The organism is Photobacterium sanguinicancri (genome assembly GCF_002265265.1).
Lineage (GTDB): Bacteria > Pseudomonadota > Gammaproteobacteria > Enterobacterales > Vibrionaceae > Photobacterium > Photobacterium sanguinicancri.
On record NZ_NOIF01000004.1, the window covers coordinates 1 to 17,964 of the forward strand.

Below are 17,964 nucleotides of genomic sequence, written 5' to 3' on the forward strand. Positions count from 1 at the left end.
CATGATATTCGAATTGACTGTGCCAAAGCTTAAGTAAACTTAAGTTTTGCATTGGTCACTCAGTTCATTGATGCCAAATTCATTGTTACTTAAAAAGTCACAATGAACAGTTTTGACTATTCATTTCACGAGTGCCCACACAGATTGCATGGTCAAATTGTTAAAGAACATACTGACTTCGTAGCGGGCTTAGCGCCTTGCTCCGTGTCAGTGAGGTCGTATTATAGGGAGTTCCCAAAAGCTGGCAACCCTTAAATTCAAAAAAAACATCAACCGCACACTTTTTAAACAAATACCCTTTAATCGGTAATTAATACCTCTATTTTGTTAATTTTACTGGGTGCAACGTCTAAAGGGTAATGACAAGCAACACTATGATTAGCTGATATATTCACTTCTATCGGTTGATTTGCTTGGCATTTATCTGTGGCATAACGACAACGGGTGTGAAAACGACAACCTTGGGGAGGATTAATCGGCGAAGGCAACTCACCTTCTAGCATAATTCGAGTTTGATTACGCAATCTTGGGTTAGGGATAGGGATCGCCGACAGTAACGCTTGGGTATAAGGGTGCGAAGGCTGAGTGTACACGTTAGCAGTTGGGCCAGTTTCTACAATTTTACCCAAATACATAACTGCAACACGATCCGATATATGCTTCACTACCGATAAATCATGCGCAATGAAAATAAGCGATAACTGAAGCTCCTGCTGCAAAGCCAATAGTAAATTGATAATTTGCGCTTGAACAGAAACATCCAAGGCTGATACCGATTCATCACATACCAGAAGTTTCGGCTTTAATGCGATAGCACGAGCAATTCCTATTCTTTGCTTTTGGCCACCAGAAAATTCATGGGGATAACGTTCAGCGGCACTTTCAGACAAACCCACTTTCACCAGTAACTCTTTCACCCAAACTTTACGCTCACTTGCAGTGCCAATATTGTGAATAACAAATGGCTCTTCGATAATCATACCCACTGTATGACGCGCGTTGAGTGACTCGGTAGGATCTTGAAAGACAATTTGCATATCTTGCCTTAATACCCGCATGTCTTTTACTGATAACGAAGTAATATCTTTACCTTCGAAATAAATCTTTCCTGCTGTTGGTTCAAATAATTTAAGTAATGTTCGCCCTAACGTACTTTTCCCACAGCCAGACTCCCCTACTAACCCTAAAGTTTCTCCCTTATTTAAACTAAGGCTTACCCCATCAACCGCTTTTACCGAGTAACCCTTTCGTAATAAACCGCCACCCGAATGGAAGTGCTTTTTGAGATCTTTAATCTTCAGTAATTCCATGATCAATGTACCTCTCGCCAATGGTGACAACTCACGAGATGTGTATTGCCTAGCCGCTCCCAAGATGGCTGCAGAGATTCACACTTCTTCGTCATAAACTGGCACCGCGTGCAAAAACGACAGCCTTGAGGCATCTCATCTAATTGCGGGACAGTGCCAGGGATCGTTTGCAGCGGCTGCTTATGCCCTACATTCAGCGTAGGCATTGATTGCAGTAATCCTCGACTATAAGGATGTTTAGCTTGCTCAAACAATCTAAAAACATCACTAGCTTCAACCGCTCGCCCCGCATACATAACAACAACGTCGTCGCAAACTTCGGCAACCACACCTAAATCGTGTGTGATGAAGATAATTGCCATCCCAGTTTCTTGTTGGATCTCACGCATCAAATCAAGAATTTGAGCTTGAACGGTCACATCTAATGCAGTGGTGGGTTCATCACAGATCAGCACATCGGGTTGGCATGCTAGTGCAATCGCGATCATCACTCGCTGACGCATACCACCTGATAAGTTATGGGGGTACTCGTGAATACGTTGTTCTGGGGAAGGAATTCCCACTTTTTTAAACATGGATAACGCATAATCGAATCGTTGCCGTTTATTCAGTTCAGGACGATGTAGTTCTAACACTTCATTAATTTGTTTCCCTATGGTGTGTACCGGGTTAAGGGCTGTCATTGGGTCTTGGAATATCATTGAGATACGATTGCCACGCATGTGATAGAGGTCTTGTGGCGGTAATCCAAGTAAATCGGTTCCATCAAGGTAAACCTGCCCCCCCACTACTTGTCCATAAGGGCGAGGTAAAAGCCCCATTATCGACATGGCAGTTACACTCTTGCCACAACCCGATTCTCCGACAATTCCAAGTGTCTTCCCTTTTTTCACATCGAATGTCACACCGTCTAATACCCGAACAACACCACCATCTGTCGTGAACTCAGTGACGAGATCATTCACAGATAAAATCACCGAGTCTGTCATCTAATTATTCTCCGAACTGGACCGCTTGTAAGTTTCATCAACAACCGTCATCGGCTCAAACTTTCGTCCTTTTTTCACTGCCGCTTTCGTTTCTTTGTATTCAACGGGATCTATCCAGAAAGTGCCATAGTCACGGAATGTACCAGTAGTGAACAAAAACTTAGTCAACTTGGTCATCGCTGGTTTCGGATACTTCAACCAACGCCAGTAACCTTCACGAGTATAAGGCACCATATAGCCAGGGATAATGACGTTTTCCTCACTGACTAACTGTTGAATTTGGCGCGAAGTTTGTTTTTTCTTTTCAAGATCGAATTCAGAACGATACGCCATGATCAGCGCATCGAGTTCAGGCGAACTAAAATTTGTGAAGTTGTTATTCTGAACTTTATTGGCATTGTCTGAGTGGAAATACTCCCAGTATGCAGGAATTTCAGACGTACCCATTCGATGGAAAGATAACTGATGTTTTTTCTCTAATACATATTTAAACGCTGACGAACCATCCACAAGATTAAGTGTTAGTTCTAATCCTGCTTCTTTTGCCTGCTCTTTTAAATAAGCAATTCTCGGTGTGTGCTGAGCGTAACCATACGTCACAGCAAACGTTAAACGCTCACCTTTACTATTAATACGAATGCCATCTCCGCCCACCTTATCAAAACCTGCTTTCGCAAATTTTTGGGCTGCCAATTCAGGCGCGAACTTTGGGGCTGTAATTGCACTATTGGTGTAGTCACCATGACCAACCCCAACACCATTTGGCAAACGGGTATAATCACCCCGTAGCAACTTGGTGATCATGCCATCAAAGTCGATGGCATGCGCTAATCCTTGACGAATAATCGGGTTATCAAGCTTATCTTTGGCTGTGTTGATCCATATCCCACCCGCCCCTTCAGGCACTTGATTATAGCCCCAGAACTTATGAATATAGCCTTGCTGATAGGGCTTGGTGTTTGACTTTTCATGCCAAAGCGATGGAATAAGCAAAGCAAATGTATCGATGTTACCTTTCTCAAAATGCTTCTTCGCTATATCGTTATCACGGATTACTTTAATACTAATTTTTTCAACATTATAACGATTCTGAAAATAACGGTTGGAGTAGCCCCACCAATCTTGGCCAATATGCTTAAATGTCAGTGATTTTCCTTTTTTCACTTTATCTAAATAATAAGGTCCAGCTGATGGCTCTGCTTTGAAGTTGTATTTGCGAACAAAGTTATCATCGATACCATCATTATTTTTATCATTTTTAGTCTGATAGAAATGAGCAGGACGAGGCTGGAAGTTACTATAGATCATCAAATCTTCACGATTACGAGGCTTAGTCGAAACAACCGCAAATGTATGATCATCGTATTTCACAACTTCTTTAATTTGCTCAGTATAATGCTGGTTATACCAAGGATCGATAATATCTTTTGAACGCATTAACGTTAACACAAACGCGAAATCATCCGATGTGATCGCCTTACCATCAGACCATGTTGCTTTCGGGTTAATCTTGAAATAAACCGTTTTATTATCATCTCCGTATGCCCACTCATCGGTAATTTCAGGGATCCATTTATTAGTAACAGGGTGACGTGTAACCGATGATGGACGGTTATCCACCAGCCATGAACGAAAAGCACCATTAGAATCAGGGCCTATCACCCGAAATGTTTGCGGAAAACTTTGAATATAGGTTCGGAATTTACCTCCGAACTGCGCTTCTTCGGATGCAAATAATGGTTCATTGGCATTCGATACCCACATCAAATTATCTGGTAGCTGTGCAGCTTGGACATTAAAATGAAATGCGGTCGCTGCCGCTACAGCGGTAAAAGTTAAAAACTTCATCGTTATACATCCTTGTGTTAGTGATGAACCAATTTATTGAAAAAGATCCGCTCTGATCTAAATATAGCGGGTGTATTTTTTAGGGTCGAATGCTTCGCGAATCGCCTCTCCGATAAAGGTCACCATCACCAATACCAATACAATCGCAGTAACAACTGACACCACAATCCATGGTGAATCGAGATTCGACTTGCCTTGCTGTAACAAGTCGCCCCAACTTGGCGTCGGAGGCATCAACCCTAACCCTAAATAATCAAGTGCAGTTAATGCTGTGATATTTGCAGCAATGGTGAAGGGGGCAAGCGTTACAATCATTACCATGGTATTAGGCAAGATATGTTTAAACATAATTCGAGCAGTAGAGGCTCCCAATGCTCTCGCAGCCATCACATACTCACGGGCAGATTCTTTATAGGTCATGGTTCGCATGTACCACGTCATCCCCATCCAACCAAAGAGCACATTGATAGCGACAAATAACGAAAAAGTGGGCTGAGTGATCGAGACCAAAATCATAATGACGTATAAGAATGGCACCATGGACCAAATCTCGATGACACGCTGGGCAACAAGATCGAACTTACCGCCCCAAAAACCCATCGCACACCCTACCGCGACGCCTATCACATAAGAAATCACCATAGTACTTAACGCAAATCCCATTGCGATACGAAAGCCATAAACCAGCCGAGCTACAATGTCGCGGCCTATGGTATCCGTTCCTAAATAGTGCTTATCGACAAAGTTCGGTTCGGTAGGTGGGAAATCACCACTAAAATCTTGCTCATACGGGTCCCATGGAATAATAGGTAATAATACCCAATTGCCTTCAGACTGTTGCTGGTATAGCGCTTGAAGCTCCCGATAATCGGTCTCTTTTTTATATCCTAAGCCAAATTCCGATCCTGCACGTACGTCACTTACGACAGGAAAATGCCATTGCCCGTTATAGCTGACGATGAGCGCTTTACTATTAATAAATAATTCAGCGACTAATGATAAAAGCAGTAATACAGATAAAATAATAAAAGAGTAATACCCTCGTTTTATTTGTTTAAATCGCAGTAGTTTTTTTCGAGTTAATGGATTAATTGTCATTGATTCATGCTCCAAATTTCACACGAGGATCAACCACCGCGACACACATATCAGACAAGATATTGCCTATCATGAGTAACACGGCATTTATCGCAACAATCCCCATCACAACGGGATAATCACGTTCCATAATAGCTTCATACCCCAGTAGTCCGACCCCATCTATATTGAAAATCACTTCAATTAGAAATGAGCCGCTCATAAAAAAGAGTAATGAATTACCAAAGTGGCTCGCAATAGGAATCAGGCTATTACGCAAGGCGTGTTTACGAACCGCCGTTTTAAAAGGTAAACCTTTGGCAATAGCTGTTCGCACATAATCCGCAGATAGGTTTTCCATTAAGTTATTTTTCATCGTCATTGTTAGCGTGGCAAAATCACCAATGAGATAACAAATTAGCGGTAATACCGCATGCCACATAATATCTTTAAACTGTTCCGCTATGGTTTCGTAATCATCAAAATCATCCCCAACGAAGCCCCCCATCGGAAACCACTCTAAGTGATAGCTAAATAAGGTAATCAATAAAATACCAACCACATACCCCGGCAATGCGTAACCAACAAAAATCAGAATGGAAGAGGAGGAATCAAAAACACTGCCATGACGCATGGCTTTAAAATAACCAAGAGGGATCGATATGAAGTAGCTAATAAAAAACGTCATACCACCATAAAAAGCAGAAACAGGGATACGCTCAGCAATCATATCCCAAACAGGTTCGTAGTAACGGGTCGACTCACCAAAATCAAGCACAACAAGTTTGCTCAACCACTCGGTGTACGCTTCAAATACAGGCTTATCAAGACCATAAAAGGCATTCAGCTCAGCAATTTGATCATCCGAAAGCGCATTGTTTCCGCCAACAGCCGTGCTAGTAGATTGCACATCCCCCTTGGCCTGCATACTGGCAAGTAGGCGTTCAACTGGCCCACCCGGAACAAATCGAGTGATAGTAAATATAAGTAAGGTTACACCGATAAATGTAGGAATCACCAACATTAACCGCCGTAAAAAATATGACAACATCGACGACACTCCTTGTCGTTATTTATCTTTGTCGCTCTGTATTAGAATTTAATACCATATTAAAATTAATAACAAGGATTATCACCCTACATCAATAAGACTAAGTAGTGGTAGCAAACTATTTCTTGGGTGATTTATCACTAACAACCTCAAATGTAATCATTTAGTACCGTGTCAAATTCAACTCAATAAACACATAAGAGCAAAATAACGCCCCTCCACATAATTAAGTTAAATATTAAAGCCTCAGTGTAGCTAGTTGAATTTATAAACCATAATATACTACTACCCTGACACATATGACCCATAAGATTGCATTTAAGCAGCATATTCAACAAGCTCTAAAAATTGACCGAGCTATATATAAAACTGTAACAATATTAAAGTAAGCACCGTCAATAATATTGTTAATGGATGAACATGATGGAAATAAAAAACATAATACGGAATGGAATCCCAAAAGAGCATATATTTTATTTTTTTGTAGCAAATATTCTATTTGCTAATAGTAGCCATGCTGATATTAATAATATTGGTGGTTATTTATCATTGACGTACACATCCAATTATTTTGATACCGATGATCACCGCAGCATTAGAAATTTAAATTGGTCAGGCAATCTAAATTACACATTTAATAATAACCACACTTTTTATCTCGACTCTGGCGGCTACCGCGTTTATGAAGATGAAACGGATACTTACTTAACGGATACCGTTATTGGCATTAAGAATAATGAGATATTTCCATGGGGAGAAACCGGCCATATTGGTTATGCAGCCCAACTAACTTTACCGACGTCGGAACTATCAGAGAAAGATGAATTATATACGGCTTTACGACTTTCGATGCCAATCACTAATAAATGGGACAACTTTAATTACTTCTTCACGCCAAGAGTTAAAAAGAACTTTCATAAATACAAAACAGCGGGAGAGAAAAACTTAACCGAATGGGTTGCATCATTTAATACAGGGATTGGTTATAAGTGGCATGATTTTAAAGTGAACTTATCCCTTCTAGCAGGTACAGGCTGGAACTACCATGGCACTCGATATGACTGGGACTATTCAGGCGCATTAACGGGTCTTTGGCAAATAACACCACATTTTTACACCGCCCTTTCCACCTCTAATTCAGGTGTCTACTTCGATGCCGAGCGTGGCACTGTTGGCGATATAGACATATTCAATCTCAATACAGCAACATATTCAATCGCTGTTGGCTATTCATTTTAAAATACAAAAGGAGTTTGTATGAAACGATCACTGGTCGCATCCAGTATTATCTCTGCGTTATTTCTCGCAGGTTGTGGTGCTGATGACCAAAGTTATGACCTTGTTGAAAGAGATCCTCAACAAGTAACTAAAAGAGATATTAAAACTGACCAAGTTTATCTTTATATGCCATCAATGGCAAAAGCACCACGTTATGCCGTTAGCATGGCGCCATTTATGCAAGGTCAAGAAAAATTGGTTCGATTTTTCTATACTGAGGAAGGTTTAGAGGTACGCCAATTAAGCCCAGATGTCATTAGCCAAGCTCAGATAAATAATAATGATTTTGGTCGTTGGTCCGATATTGACACAAACTTAAGTCCACTACTTAAACTACCAGGTACTTACCAAGATTACCGCTGTAAAGAAGATGCTTACGATGACTGTACAAATAAAGAAGAAGAAAACAAAGACGATGATGTAAGTTGGAAAGATAAAAAGTTTTTTACGCCTGATTATACCAAACTTGCTGTATTAGAGCGTGATTGGGATGATTTATTTACCTATTCAACAGGGTGTTATACTGCCGTAGGACCCGCTCGACTCGCTACCGATTGGGAAGGTTATGAATTAAAAGATGGCGCACTGAATATTGAACTTGAGCAAGACTATCAAATTTCAAATAAGTGGAACTGTTTAGTTAATGCCTTATTTCAAGGCAACGACGGACTCGATTTCAATAACCTCACTTTCACGGTTTCAAACTTTTATTCATTTGTCCCTCTTGATGCAGTTCAAAGCCAAGACTATGAACCTGTGCTTTACCCTAAAGGCGATGAAGATACTTTTGGTATGTTTGCCTCGCAAGTCTCTCGTCCCGATCACTTAGGGAACAACACTCAAGATGGTAACCGCATTCATTACATGCATCGCTTCAACCCAACGCAAGCTACCGTCAATTACCACCTGTCTGATAGTTTCAATGTTGACCCAACAACCCAGTTTTATAAGCAAATTACCCTTGATGTCATTGAACGCATTAATCCACAACTAACCAAAGTTGGTGTACCAGCAATTACGCTGCACGAGCCTTCTGGTAAGCGATCAGGCGACTTACGCTACAACGTCATTAACTTAATTCACGAACCCCTACAAAATGGCTTGGCTGGCTATGGTCCATCAGCCGTCAATCCAGTTACTGGTGAGATCGTCCACGCACACGTCAACCAGTATTCAGGTGTACTAGAAAGCATTGCTCATCGCTTGTGGGATCGTATCGCGATCCAATATAACCAAGGTAATGTACAACCAATGCCAATAGAAGAAGGGGCTTTTGAATCCACTGAACCGATGACATTTTCCCATTCAGCAAGTACTGGTCAACTTGGTGAAAGCTCGGCAGATTTACAAGGCGCAGTGATATCGAATACGTTACCACCAGCAGCACAAATGCTGGCGAGCGAACCACTTGAGAGCGCATTAAAAGCACTTAATGAACTCAATAAAATTCCGCAAGATACGCTTACCCCCGTTGATTTAATCAAAATTAACGAACTCGAAAAGCGCCTATGGGCTGAACACAATATGTTCCCAGTTTCTAGTTTATGGTCAAGCACAACAGAGAAAATGCTGCCGACTATGATAGTGGCAGGGCAATCAATCGATTTCACCTCTGAAGAGGCATATGTCTGGGCTGATAATGAAAAAACCCAACTTAAACGCTGGGACGATCTCACAATTGAGCAGCAAACACATGTTGGGCGTATCTTAGCTGGCATTTATTACGCGAAAACATTAGTCCATGAAATTGGTCACAATCTTGGGCTACGCCATAACTTCCAAGGCAGTAATGATGACACCAACTTCTTCACCAAACAGCAAGCGCATAATCACGGTTTAAAATACATTCCAGCGTATAGCTCTATCATGGATTACAACCCATCAATGATGGACGCGCTCCCTGTATTTGGCTTATACGATAAAGCCGCATTGCGTTTTGCCTATAAGCGCCAAGTTGAAATATCAACCTTCGGTGCAAAACCCGATTCATCCGCAACATCACCGGAGTACTTCAACTTAAACGCTTATGATAAAGAACTTAAAACCGCTTTCTTTGCTGAAAACTCCCACCTTGACCCACGCTTAAGCGATGGTGTTTTGAGTGCAGCCGTTAACGATGCGGTATTAGATGATAAATGGAGCGACAAAGTACCTGGTGACAAAGTGCTACGCGAATTTAAGTACTGTACCGATGGTAATGTCAGCTTAAATACCGATTGTAACCGTCATGATGAAGGACGAAACCACAGCGAAATCAACGATTACAATTGGCAGCGTTACTACGAGCACTTCCCATTAAATACGCAGCGTAATAACCGCAAAAACTTTGATGAGTCAACACTAAGTGATTACGCAATAGGTCGAGTCAACACCTTCATGAACTGGCGTGAAAACATTCAGATGTTCGATCGTATGTCGCAATATCTCGGCTGGAGTGATGCAGATCGCCTATTCATCGCCAAAACTGATCCTGTTTGTACTGGTCAGATGGAAATATGGCCAGTGTCTGATTTTAATTTCGATTACTTCTGTGGCATGGCGCAAGGTATCGACGAGCTTAGAAACAACTTAGTGAATATCGTCATACAACCAGACCACCAATGTGAAGTGCAAGATACGACTGGAGAAATAAGTTATCGCACACTCAATGATGTTATCTATCAAAGCACAGTACGTAGCCAGCTAGAACAAGGGGAAGTGCCACGTAGCTGTTTCCACCCAGCCGTTGAATCATACTTAGCCAGCCAAGGACAAACAGTCCAGGCTGAAGCTGGTAAAATGCTCAACAGCGGTAAAGCACCCAACGTGAACCCGAAGTTTAACTACGTCGGCATGTTTGACTACTACGGCTTCTGGCCTGATAAGTTTGCTGCGATGGCTGCATTACTAGAGCGAGATGGCATTCGTCGTACCACTGACCGTACAGATAGCGCCTTGGTTGATTTACCCTACATTATTCCTGCGGGCGGCAACGGTTACACAAGATACGATATTTTTAAAATACTGCTAGACGACATTGCCTTGGGTACCAACAATACCCAAGCACTCTTAGACACCGAGTTATTTAGAGATCGCCAAGGTAAAGCAGTTGCGCCACAAGGTGAGTTCACTACATTTGAAGTAGACACTAAAGTAGAAGCAACGCCTTATTACGCCAAGAACCTCAAGCGTTTCTACAACTTGCCACATAAAGGTGAGTACAGCCAGATTGAAGCGTTACTCAAATTGGTCGTGCAATTCAGTGATAGCCAAACAGGCTATTACACCAACGGTGACAAATTAGCGCAGTATGTTTCACTACGTAGCAGTAACGATCATGTTAGCCAGCTAGAGACTTTTGTTCGTCAGAATGGCCAAAGTTACTATGCAGGCCCAGCGAATGGGTTAGCGCTACAGATGATTCAATTCACCAATGAATTAAACCAACTGCTAGACCCAAGTATCGATAACAGCACGCTTGAACTTAAGCACATTACATTGACTCAGTTTGATGATTCAGAGCAACAGCCGAAACTGCTCAAACTCGCCAATCGTTATCAACAAGTATTAGAAATTCTACCGCTTGATAACCGATAAATAACCCTTTCCCTAATACGAAAACAGGTCGCCTAAGCGACCTGTTTTTTTGAACATAAACGTAATGAATTACACTTACTTCGCAGCAACCCATGCTGGCACATCTGCGATGCTATCTAGCACAACGGATGCAAGGCTTTCACCTTCTTCTGTCACTGGCTTACCAGTACGAACTAAAACTTTCGAACCGACATTGGCCGCTTGCGCCGCTTTCATATCATCGGTTTTATCACCGATCATGATGGAGTTTTCCATATCAATTTTTAGGAAATCACGCGCTGAGATGAACATACCTGGATTAGGTTTACGACATTCACAAGCTTGTAAGTAATCACCTTGGCCTTCCGTTGGGTGATGCGGACAGTAATAAATCCCATCAAACTCAACATCATGATCAACAAAGTTCCAATCCATCCACTCTGTTAAAGAAAGAAATTCATCTTCAGTGTACATACCACGTGCGATACCAGCTTGGTTCGTCACAAGTACTAACATGTAGCCCATTTCTTTTAATTTCTTACATGCTTCAAAGACACCTTCGATGTATTCAAAGTCATCTACAGTATGAACATAACCGCGGTCAACATTAATGACACCATCACGATCGATAAAAACTGCTGGTTTGGCCAAAGGTAAGCCCTCTATATTTCATTTCGCTAGATTATGGCACGACAGCAGTTGCGATTCATCTATTTACAGCTTTAAGGAAGATATAGCGAGGTTAGGATTTAGCTGGGTGTTTTTAACACGAAATCCATTTAGCCATCTAGACGTAAAAATATCTATTGACTTAGCCATCCAGACTGCTAATCTCGTTATCAACATAACGCGATTTAATTCAACTTTTCGCACAAACGCGTTACAAATACAATACGTATAACCACAAAACGCATTATTTTATCTGGTATCTAGGAAGTTCGATGATAGAAATAAATAGAGTAGACAAAGTGTTTTATCAGGGAGAGTTAGAAATACATGCTCTGCGTGATATCAACCTTACCATTGAACAAGGTACTATTTTCGGTGTTATTGGCTCATCGGGTGCTGGTAAAAGTACCCTGATCCGTTGTGTCAATTTACTGGAACGTCCTAGTCGCGGCCAAGTGGTTGTCGATGGCGTTGACCTAACTCAGCTATCCAATCAAGAATTAACTCTTGCTCGCCGCAAAATCGGCATGATCTTCCAGCATTTCAACCTGCTTTCTTCTCGTACCGTTTTTGATAATGTTGCCCTGCCCCTTGAGCTCGCGAATAAATCAAAAACAGACATAAAAGCCAAAGTAACAGAACTACTTCAATTGGTTGGGCTGTCAGACAAACACCACAGCTACCCAGCTAATTTAAGTGGCGGCCAGAAACAACGTGTTGCCATTGCACGCGCACTGGCTTCTGAGCCCAAAGTTCTACTGTGTGATGAAGCCACCAGCGCGTTAGACCCAGCAACGACCCAGTCGATCTTAGAACTACTAAAAGAGATTAACCGTAAACTAAACCTCACCATTTTATTGATCACTCACGAAATGGATGTGGTTAAAAACATCTGTTCTAAAGTCGCCATCATTGGCGATGGAGAGCTAGTAGAAAAAGGCCCAGTCGGCGATATTTTTGCCCACCCTAAAACGGAACTCGCACGAGAGTTTATCCGCTCAACATTGGATCTCTCTATTCCAGAAGATTACAAAGCGCGGATGACAGCTGAACGAATTGAAAATAGTTACCCTCTCATCCGCTTAGAATTCACAGGCGCTTCTGTTGACGCTCCGCTGATCAGCCAAGTAGCACGTGAGTTCAATATTGATATCAGTATCTTAAGCTCAGATATGGACTACGCTGGCGGTGTGAAATTTGGCCTAATGTTGGCTGAGTTTTATGGTACGGAACAAGCAGCCGAAAATGCGGTAGCCTTCCTTCGCGATCACAAAGTTAACGTAGAGGTACTGGGTTATGTTGCTTGATTCTATTACTACTTGGTGGCAAACCAACGAACGCTTAGTTCAACTATTAATTGAAGCTCTTGGCCAAACATTAACTATGGTATTAGCCTCTGGGCTTATTGGGTTTATTTTGGGGATTCCGCTAGGTGTAGCACTTCACCTCACCAAAAATAACGGCCTAATGGCAAACCCAAAACTCAATAAAGTACTGGGTATTGTGGTGAACATTGGTCGCTCAATCCCATTCATTATTCTACTTGTCGCGATTATACCGTTTACCCGCTTTATTGTAGGTAGCTCGATCGGGACAGCTGCAGCCATAGTGCCACTCACCGTCGGAGCGATTCCATTTATCGCTCGCTTGGTTGAAGGGGCATTATTGGAAGTTCCAACTGGGCTAGTTGAAGCAGCGCAAGCGATGGGCGCAAAGCCAATCCAAATCATAACTAAAGTACTATTACCTGAAGCGCTGCCGGGCATCATTAACGCTGTCACTATCACCTTAGTAACACTGGTAAGTTACTCGGCAATGGCCGGAACCGTAGGTGGCGGTGGCCTAGGTGATGTGGGCATCCGTTATGGCTACCAACGCTTTGATGGCACCATCATGGCAATCACCGTCATTATGCTGGTTATCTTAGTACAACTTATTCAGTCGCTTGGTGATCACTTAGTCAAACGTACCGACCATCGCTAATCTTAGTATCACGTAATAACAACGTATCACCGAACACAACAACATATTATGACAGTGAGTTAGCCAAGTTAACTCACGCAAAAAATCAGGGAATACCCCGCAAAGGAGAAGTAACATGGCGTTTAATCTAAAAAACATTTTTGCAGTCGCAGGGTTAGCATCTGCACTTGTACTAACTGGCTGTGGTGAAAAAGAAGCCGCGGTTGATAATACCAAGATTAAAGTTGGGGTAATGGCTGGATCGGAAGCGCAAGTGGCAGAAGTGGCAGCTAAAGAAGCCAAAGACAAATACGGTCTTGATGTTGAGCTGATCACCTTTACAGACTACGTGTCACCAAACGCAGCGCTTGAAGAAGGCTCAATTGATGTGAATGCGTTCCAACACAAACCTTATCTTGATCAGCAAATTACTGACCGCGGTTACAAATTCACCGTTGCTGGCAATACCTTTGTTTACCCAATCGCAGGTTACTCAAACAAGATTAAATCGGTTGATGAACTACAAGATGGCGATCAAGTCGCGGTACCTAACGATCCAACAAACCTAGGTCGCTCACTGCTGCTACTGCAACAACAAGGCTTACTGACACTGAAAGAAGGTTCAGGCCTAGCCGCAACGGTTCTTGATATTATTGAAAATCCAAAGAACCTAAAAATTGTTGAACTAGAAGCAGCTCAACTTCCTCGTTCACTGGACGACGTGAAGCTTGCCATTATCAACACGACTTACGCTAGCAGCATTAACCTAACACCTGAGCGTGACGGGGTGTTCGTTGAAGATAAAGAATCACCTTACGTAAACCTGATTGTTTCTCGCCAAGATAATGTAGACGCAGAAAACGTGAAAACATTCGTAAAAGCATACCAATCAGAAACGGTTTACACTGCAGCAAAAGACATCTTTCAAGGTGGTGTAGTGAAAGGCTGGTAATCTACTTAGCCCTATCGCTAGGCAATAATGTCTAACAAACCTAATATCAAGCCCCTTCGAAAAGGGGCTTGATTGTTTTCTTTCCTTCAGTACAAATCACACGCTATTTCTTCTTACCGCCACTGCCCTGCACCGCTTTAAATCGAGGGTTCGATTTGCAGATCACATAGACACGGCCTTTGCGTTTTACGATTTGGCAATCACGGTGACGCATCTTGGCACTTTTTAACGAACTTAATACTTTCATCATCTTATCCTTTTGCTGAACCAATTTGTCCAAAGCGACGGTTAAAGTTAGCCATACGCCCTTCAGAAGAAATAACACGCTGCTTACCGGTATAAAACGGATGCGATTCTGACGACACATCTAAGGTGTAATACGGGTAATCCTTGCCATCTTGCCAAGTGATCGTGCGCTCTGTTTGAAGTGTTGATCCAATCAGAAAATATTTATCAACGCTGGTGTCGTGAAAAACGACTGTGCGGTATTCAGGATGGATACCCGATTTCATGATGCTATCCTTATTATTCGCTTTGATTTTAATGTTATATTATAACACTTGTTATAATGTAACACTTGATAGCTATTCTCAACAACTTCTTCCTTGTTTATTTATGATAAAGTTTCTTCATCCTCGTTAACTTGAATGCGTGTATGTCTGTTTCTATCGAACCTGTTGGTGTTATTCACTCCCCTTACAAAGAAAAATTTGCGGTGCCTCGCCAACCTGGGCTAGTGCCAAGTGCACGGGCTGAAATCGTATTGCAAGGTGATGCCAACACCGCCGAAGCGGTTCGCGGCTTAGAGCAATTTAGCCATTTGTGGCTGTTGTTTTTATTTGATCAGAATCTAGAAGCGGGGTGGCGCCCAACCGTTCGACCACCTCGCCTTGGCGGTAATGAACGTATTGGCGTATTTGCTAGCCGCGCGACTTTTAGGCCCAATGGCATCGGCATGTCAGCGGTAGAGTTGAAAGGGGTACGCCAACAAAATGGCAATGTGATCATTGAATTAGGTGGCGTTGATTTGGTTGACGGTACTCCTATTGTGGATATCAAACCTTACATCCCTTACTCCGATAGCTTATCGAATGCCCAAGGAGGATTTGCAGCCTCAGAACCGCAAACTTTACCCGTCATTTTCAGTGACTCTGCGGTTAAGCAGCTACAAAAAGGCCAAGCTGCCTATCATCAAGCAGTGATCAGTGAAGTGCTGGCGCAAGATCCCCGCCCAGCTTACAAAAAAGGGAAAACTGACAATAAACAATACGCCGTACATCTGTTTAACTATAATGTCAGGTTCAGCGTGAGTTTTGACGCAATTACCGTTATTGCATTAGAGCCAATTGATGATGAATCCTTTGGCGAGTAACGGATTAGCTGATAATATAGATCCCTTCACATAAATTTTTATCAACAAACGGATACCATCAATGCGTACCAGTAAATATCTTCTTTCTACCCTGAAGGAGACTCCAAACGACGCAGAGGTTATTAGCCACCAGCTAATGCTTCGTGCAGGTATGATCCGTAAGCTGGCTTCAGGTCTTTACACTTGGCTGCCTACTGGTCTGCGTGTTTTACGTAAGGTCGAGAACATCGTTCGCGAAGAAATCAACAATGCCGGTGCAGTTGAAACTTTGATGCCCGTTGTTCAGCCGTTTGAACTTTGGGAAGAAACAGGTCGCTCTGAAAAGATGGGTCCTGAACTACTTCGCTTTACTGACCGTCACGCTCGTCCGTTTGTACTTAGCCCAACAGCCGAAGAGGTTATTACTAGCCTTGTGCGTAACGAAGTCAGCTCTTACAAGCAGCTTCCGCTAAATCTGTACCAAATCCAGACTAAATTCCGTGACGAGCGCCGCCCTCGTTTTGGCGTAATGCGTGCACGTGAATTCTGCATGATGGATGCTTACAGCTTCGACATCGACAAAGAAGGCCTGCAAAAGTCTTACGATGCAATGCACGATGCTTACTGTAAAGCATTCGACCGTATGGGTCTTGAGTACCGTCCAGTACTGGCTGACTCTGGCGCTATCGGCGGCAGTGGCTCTCAGGAGTTCCACGTACTGGCTGAAAGTGGCGAAGATTTAATCGCATTCTCTTCAGAGTCTGATTACGCAGCAAACATCGAAAAAGCAGAAGCACTAGCACCTGCCACTGAGCTTGCAGCACCAACGCAAGAAATGACGCTGGTTGATACGCCAAACGCAAAAACGATTGCTGAGCTTGTTGAGCAGCACGATTTGGCTATCGAGAAAACAGTTAAGACTCTATTCTTCAAAGCATCTGACGAAATCGAAGCTCCAATCGTTGCTCTTATCATCCGTGGTGACCACGAGCTTAACGAAGTAAAAGCGGAAAACTTAAAAGAAGTTGCTGCTCCACTAGAGATGGCAACAGAAGAAGAAATTCGTGCACTGATCGGCGCAGGCCCTGGTTCACTAGGCCCTGTTGGTCTTGAACTACCATTCATCGTTGACCGCACGGTTGCAGTAATGAGCGACTTTGGCGCTGGCGCTAACGTTGACGATAAGCACTACTTCGGCATTAACTGGGGTCGTGACGTTGAACTTGGTCAAGTTGAAGATCTACGTAACGTTGTTGAAGGCGATCCAAGCCCATGTGGTCAAGGTACTCTACAACTAAAACGTGGTATCGAAGTGGGTCACATCTTCCAATTAGGAACTGCCTACTCAGAAGCAATGAACTGTGGCGTACTTGACTCTAACGGTAAAAACTCAATTCTAGAAATGGGTTGTTACGGTATTGGTGTGTCACGTGTTGTTGCATCAGCTATTGAACAAAACTACGACGAAAACGGCATCATCTGGCCTGCAGCGATTGCACCTTTCCAAGTGTCCATCGTACCGATGAACATGGCGAAGTCTGCAGAAGTTAAAGAAGCCGCTGAGAAGCTATACGCTGACCTGACTGCTGCAGGTATCGAAGTACTATTCGATGACCGTAAAGAGCGCCCTGGTGTTATGTTTGCAGATCACGAACTGATCGGTATCCCTCACACTATCGTTATCGGTAACCGTAGCCTTGAAAATGGCGAGATGGAATACAAAGACCGTAAAGACGGCAGCAAGGTCGGTGTACCTGTTGCTGAGATGGTTGAGTTTATTAAGCAAAAAATGGCTTAATCCTTCTCTCTAAGCAATATCTTAAAGCCTCCCTCGTGGAGGCTTTTTTATTGGTCCGCCTTCGGCCTAATCGAAAAAGACTTATCCTGCCAGACAAGACCTTGTATAGTTAAACAAAGATAGT

General features: G+C 42.7%; 15 protein-coding genes. 7 read left to right on the forward strand and 8 right to left on the reverse strand.

Annotated features, from left to right (window positions below):
- Nucleotides 1–299 precede the first annotated feature (299 nt).
- From ASV53_RS01320 to ASV53_RS01340, 5 genes are read right to left on the reverse strand one after another with little or no spacing between them, the layout of a single operon-like run.
- Entirely contained in the window at nucleotides 300–1,310 is a 1,011-nt protein-coding gene (locus ASV53_RS01320) for an ABC transporter ATP-binding protein (RefSeq protein ID WP_148665206.1), read from the reverse strand.
- Between the two features lie 2 nt (nucleotides 1,311–1,312).
- Entirely contained in the window at nucleotides 1,313–2,299 is a 987-nt protein-coding gene (locus ASV53_RS01325) for an ABC transporter ATP-binding protein (protein WP_094955815.1), read from the reverse strand.
- Complete coding sequence (locus ASV53_RS01330) at nucleotides 2,300–4,147, reverse strand: extracellular solute-binding protein (protein ID WP_094955816.1); 1,848 nt, start codon at nucleotides 4,145–4,147, stop codon at nucleotides 2,300–2,302.
- A gap of 57 nt (nucleotides 4,148–4,204) precedes the next feature.
- Entirely contained in the window at nucleotides 4,205–5,245 is a 1,041-nt protein-coding gene (locus ASV53_RS01335) for an ABC transporter permease (RefSeq protein ID WP_062690261.1), read from the reverse strand.
- Nucleotides 5,246–5,249: 4 nt separating this feature from the next.
- Nucleotides 5,250–6,275, reverse strand: coding sequence for an ABC transporter permease subunit (locus ASV53_RS01340; RefSeq protein WP_094955817.1), 1,026 nt, complete (start codon nucleotides 6,273–6,275; stop codon nucleotides 5,250–5,252).
- Between the two features lie 420 nt (nucleotides 6,276–6,695).
- On the opposite strand from ASV53_RS01340, the gene ASV53_RS01345 reads away from it, so the two are divergent.
- Together ASV53_RS01345 and ASV53_RS01350 are read left to right on the forward strand one after the other, a co-directional pair.
- Nucleotides 6,696–7,514, forward strand: coding sequence for a porin family protein (locus ASV53_RS01345; RefSeq protein ID WP_141226216.1), 819 nt, complete (start codon nucleotides 6,696–6,698; stop codon nucleotides 7,512–7,514).
- A gap of 18 nt (nucleotides 7,515–7,532) precedes the next feature.
- Complete coding sequence (locus tag ASV53_RS01350; protein ID WP_094955819.1) at nucleotides 7,533–11,129, forward strand: zinc-dependent metalloprotease; 3,597 nt, start codon at nucleotides 7,533–7,535, stop codon at nucleotides 11,127–11,129.
- A 75-nt stretch (nucleotides 11,130–11,204) separates the two neighbouring features.
- Here the strand turns inward: ASV53_RS01350 and gmhB are convergent, their stop codons facing one another.
- Nucleotides 11,205–11,759, reverse strand: a complete 555-nt coding sequence (gmhB, locus tag ASV53_RS01355; protein WP_062690257.1) for a D-glycero-beta-D-manno-heptose 1,7-bisphosphate 7-phosphatase — start codon at nucleotides 11,757–11,759, stop codon at nucleotides 11,205–11,207.
- Between the two features lie 290 nt (nucleotides 11,760–12,049).
- Here gmhB and metN point away from each other — a divergent pair, with 290 nt between their 5' ends.
- The 3 genes from metN to ASV53_RS01370 all read left to right on the forward strand — a co-directional run bounded on the left by metN (nucleotide 12,050) and on the right by ASV53_RS01370 (nucleotide 14,691).
- Nucleotides 12,050–13,084, forward strand: a complete 1,035-nt coding sequence (gene metN / locus ASV53_RS01360) for a methionine ABC transporter ATP-binding protein MetN (protein ID WP_094955820.1) — start codon at nucleotides 12,050–12,052, stop codon at nucleotides 13,082–13,084.
- Nucleotides 13,074–13,760 carry a methionine ABC transporter permease gene (locus ASV53_RS01365; RefSeq protein ID WP_062690255.1) on the forward strand — a complete coding sequence of 229 codons (687 nt, stop codon included), beginning with the start codon at nucleotides 13,074–13,076 and terminating at the stop codon, nucleotides 13,758–13,760. The genes metN and ASV53_RS01365 overlap by 11 nt, the downstream gene beginning before the upstream one ends.
- A gap of 115 nt (nucleotides 13,761–13,875) precedes the next feature.
- Nucleotides 13,876–14,691, forward strand: coding sequence for a MetQ/NlpA family lipoprotein (locus ASV53_RS01370; RefSeq protein ID WP_062690254.1), 816 nt, complete (start codon nucleotides 13,876–13,878; stop codon nucleotides 14,689–14,691).
- 103 nt (nucleotides 14,692–14,794) lie between these two features.
- Here the strand turns inward: ASV53_RS01370 and ykgO are convergent, their stop codons facing one another.
- Nucleotides 14,795–14,938 carry a type B 50S ribosomal protein L36 gene (ykgO, locus tag ASV53_RS01375; RefSeq protein WP_048899969.1) on the reverse strand — a complete coding sequence of 48 codons (144 nt, stop codon included), beginning with the start codon at nucleotides 14,936–14,938 and terminating at the stop codon, nucleotides 14,795–14,797.
- Nucleotides 14,939–14,942: 4 nt separating this feature from the next.
- Nucleotides 14,943–15,203 (reverse strand): type B 50S ribosomal protein L31, encoded by a 261-nt coding sequence (locus ASV53_RS01380; protein WP_062690253.1) that lies wholly within the window; start codon nucleotides 15,201–15,203, stop codon nucleotides 14,943–14,945.
- Between the two features lie 143 nt (nucleotides 15,204–15,346).
- On the opposite strand from ASV53_RS01380, the gene tsaA reads away from it, so the two are divergent.
- Nucleotides 15,347–16,063 (forward strand): tRNA (N6-threonylcarbamoyladenosine(37)-N6)-methyltransferase TrmO, encoded by a 717-nt coding sequence (gene tsaA / locus ASV53_RS01385; RefSeq protein WP_094955821.1) that lies wholly within the window; start codon nucleotides 15,347–15,349, stop codon nucleotides 16,061–16,063.
- Between the two features lie 61 nt (nucleotides 16,064–16,124).
- Nucleotides 16,125–17,840 carry a proline--tRNA ligase gene (locus tag ASV53_RS01390; RefSeq protein ID WP_094955822.1) on the forward strand — a complete coding sequence of 572 codons (1,716 nt, stop codon included), beginning with the start codon at nucleotides 16,125–16,127 and terminating at the stop codon, nucleotides 17,838–17,840.
- Nucleotides 17,841–17,964: the final 124 nt, after the last annotated feature.

Coding starts and splice junctions, on each gene's coding strand:
- ASV53_RS01350 (WP_094955819.1), top strand. CDS start 7,533: ATGAAACGATCACTGGTCGCATCCAGTATTATCTCTGCGTTATTTCTC.
- ASV53_RS01370 (WP_062690254.1), top strand. CDS start 13,876: ATGGCGTTTAATCTAAAAAACATTTTTGCAGTCGCAGGGTTAGCATCT.
- ASV53_RS01390 (WP_094955822.1), top strand. CDS start 16,125: ATGCGTACCAGTAAATATCTTCTTTCTACCCTGAAGGAGACTCCAAAC.
- ASV53_RS01330 (WP_094955816.1), bottom strand. CDS start 4,147: ATGAAGTTTTTAACTTTTACCGCTGTAGCGGCAGCGACCGCATTTCAT.
- ASV53_RS01340 (WP_094955817.1), bottom strand. CDS start 6,275: ATGTTGTCATATTTTTTACGGCGGTTAATGTTGGTGATTCCTACATTT.
- ASV53_RS01320 (WP_148665206.1), bottom strand. CDS start 1,310: ATGGAATTACTGAAGATTAAAGATCTCAAAAAGCACTTCCATTCGGGT.
- ASV53_RS01380 (WP_062690253.1), bottom strand. CDS start 15,203: ATGAAATCGGGTATCCATCCTGAATACCGCACAGTCGTTTTTCACGAC.
- tsaA (WP_094955821.1), top strand. CDS start 15,347: ATGTCTGTTTCTATCGAACCTGTTGGTGTTATTCACTCCCCTTACAAA.
- metN (WP_094955820.1), top strand. CDS start 12,050: ATGATAGAAATAAATAGAGTAGACAAAGTGTTTTATCAGGGAGAGTTA.
- ASV53_RS01365 (WP_062690255.1), top strand. CDS start 13,074: ATGTTGCTTGATTCTATTACTACTTGGTGGCAAACCAACGAACGCTTA.
- ASV53_RS01345 (WP_141226216.1), top strand. CDS start 6,696: ATGATGGAAATAAAAAACATAATACGGAATGGAATCCCAAAAGAGCAT.
- ASV53_RS01335 (WP_062690261.1), bottom strand. CDS start 5,245: ATGACAATTAATCCATTAACTCGAAAAAAACTACTGCGATTTAAACAA.
- ASV53_RS01325 (WP_094955815.1), bottom strand. CDS start 2,299: ATGACAGACTCGGTGATTTTATCTGTGAATGATCTCGTCACTGAGTTC.
- ykgO (WP_048899969.1), bottom strand. CDS start 14,938: ATGAAAGTATTAAGTTCGTTAAAAAGTGCCAAGATGCGTCACCGTGAT.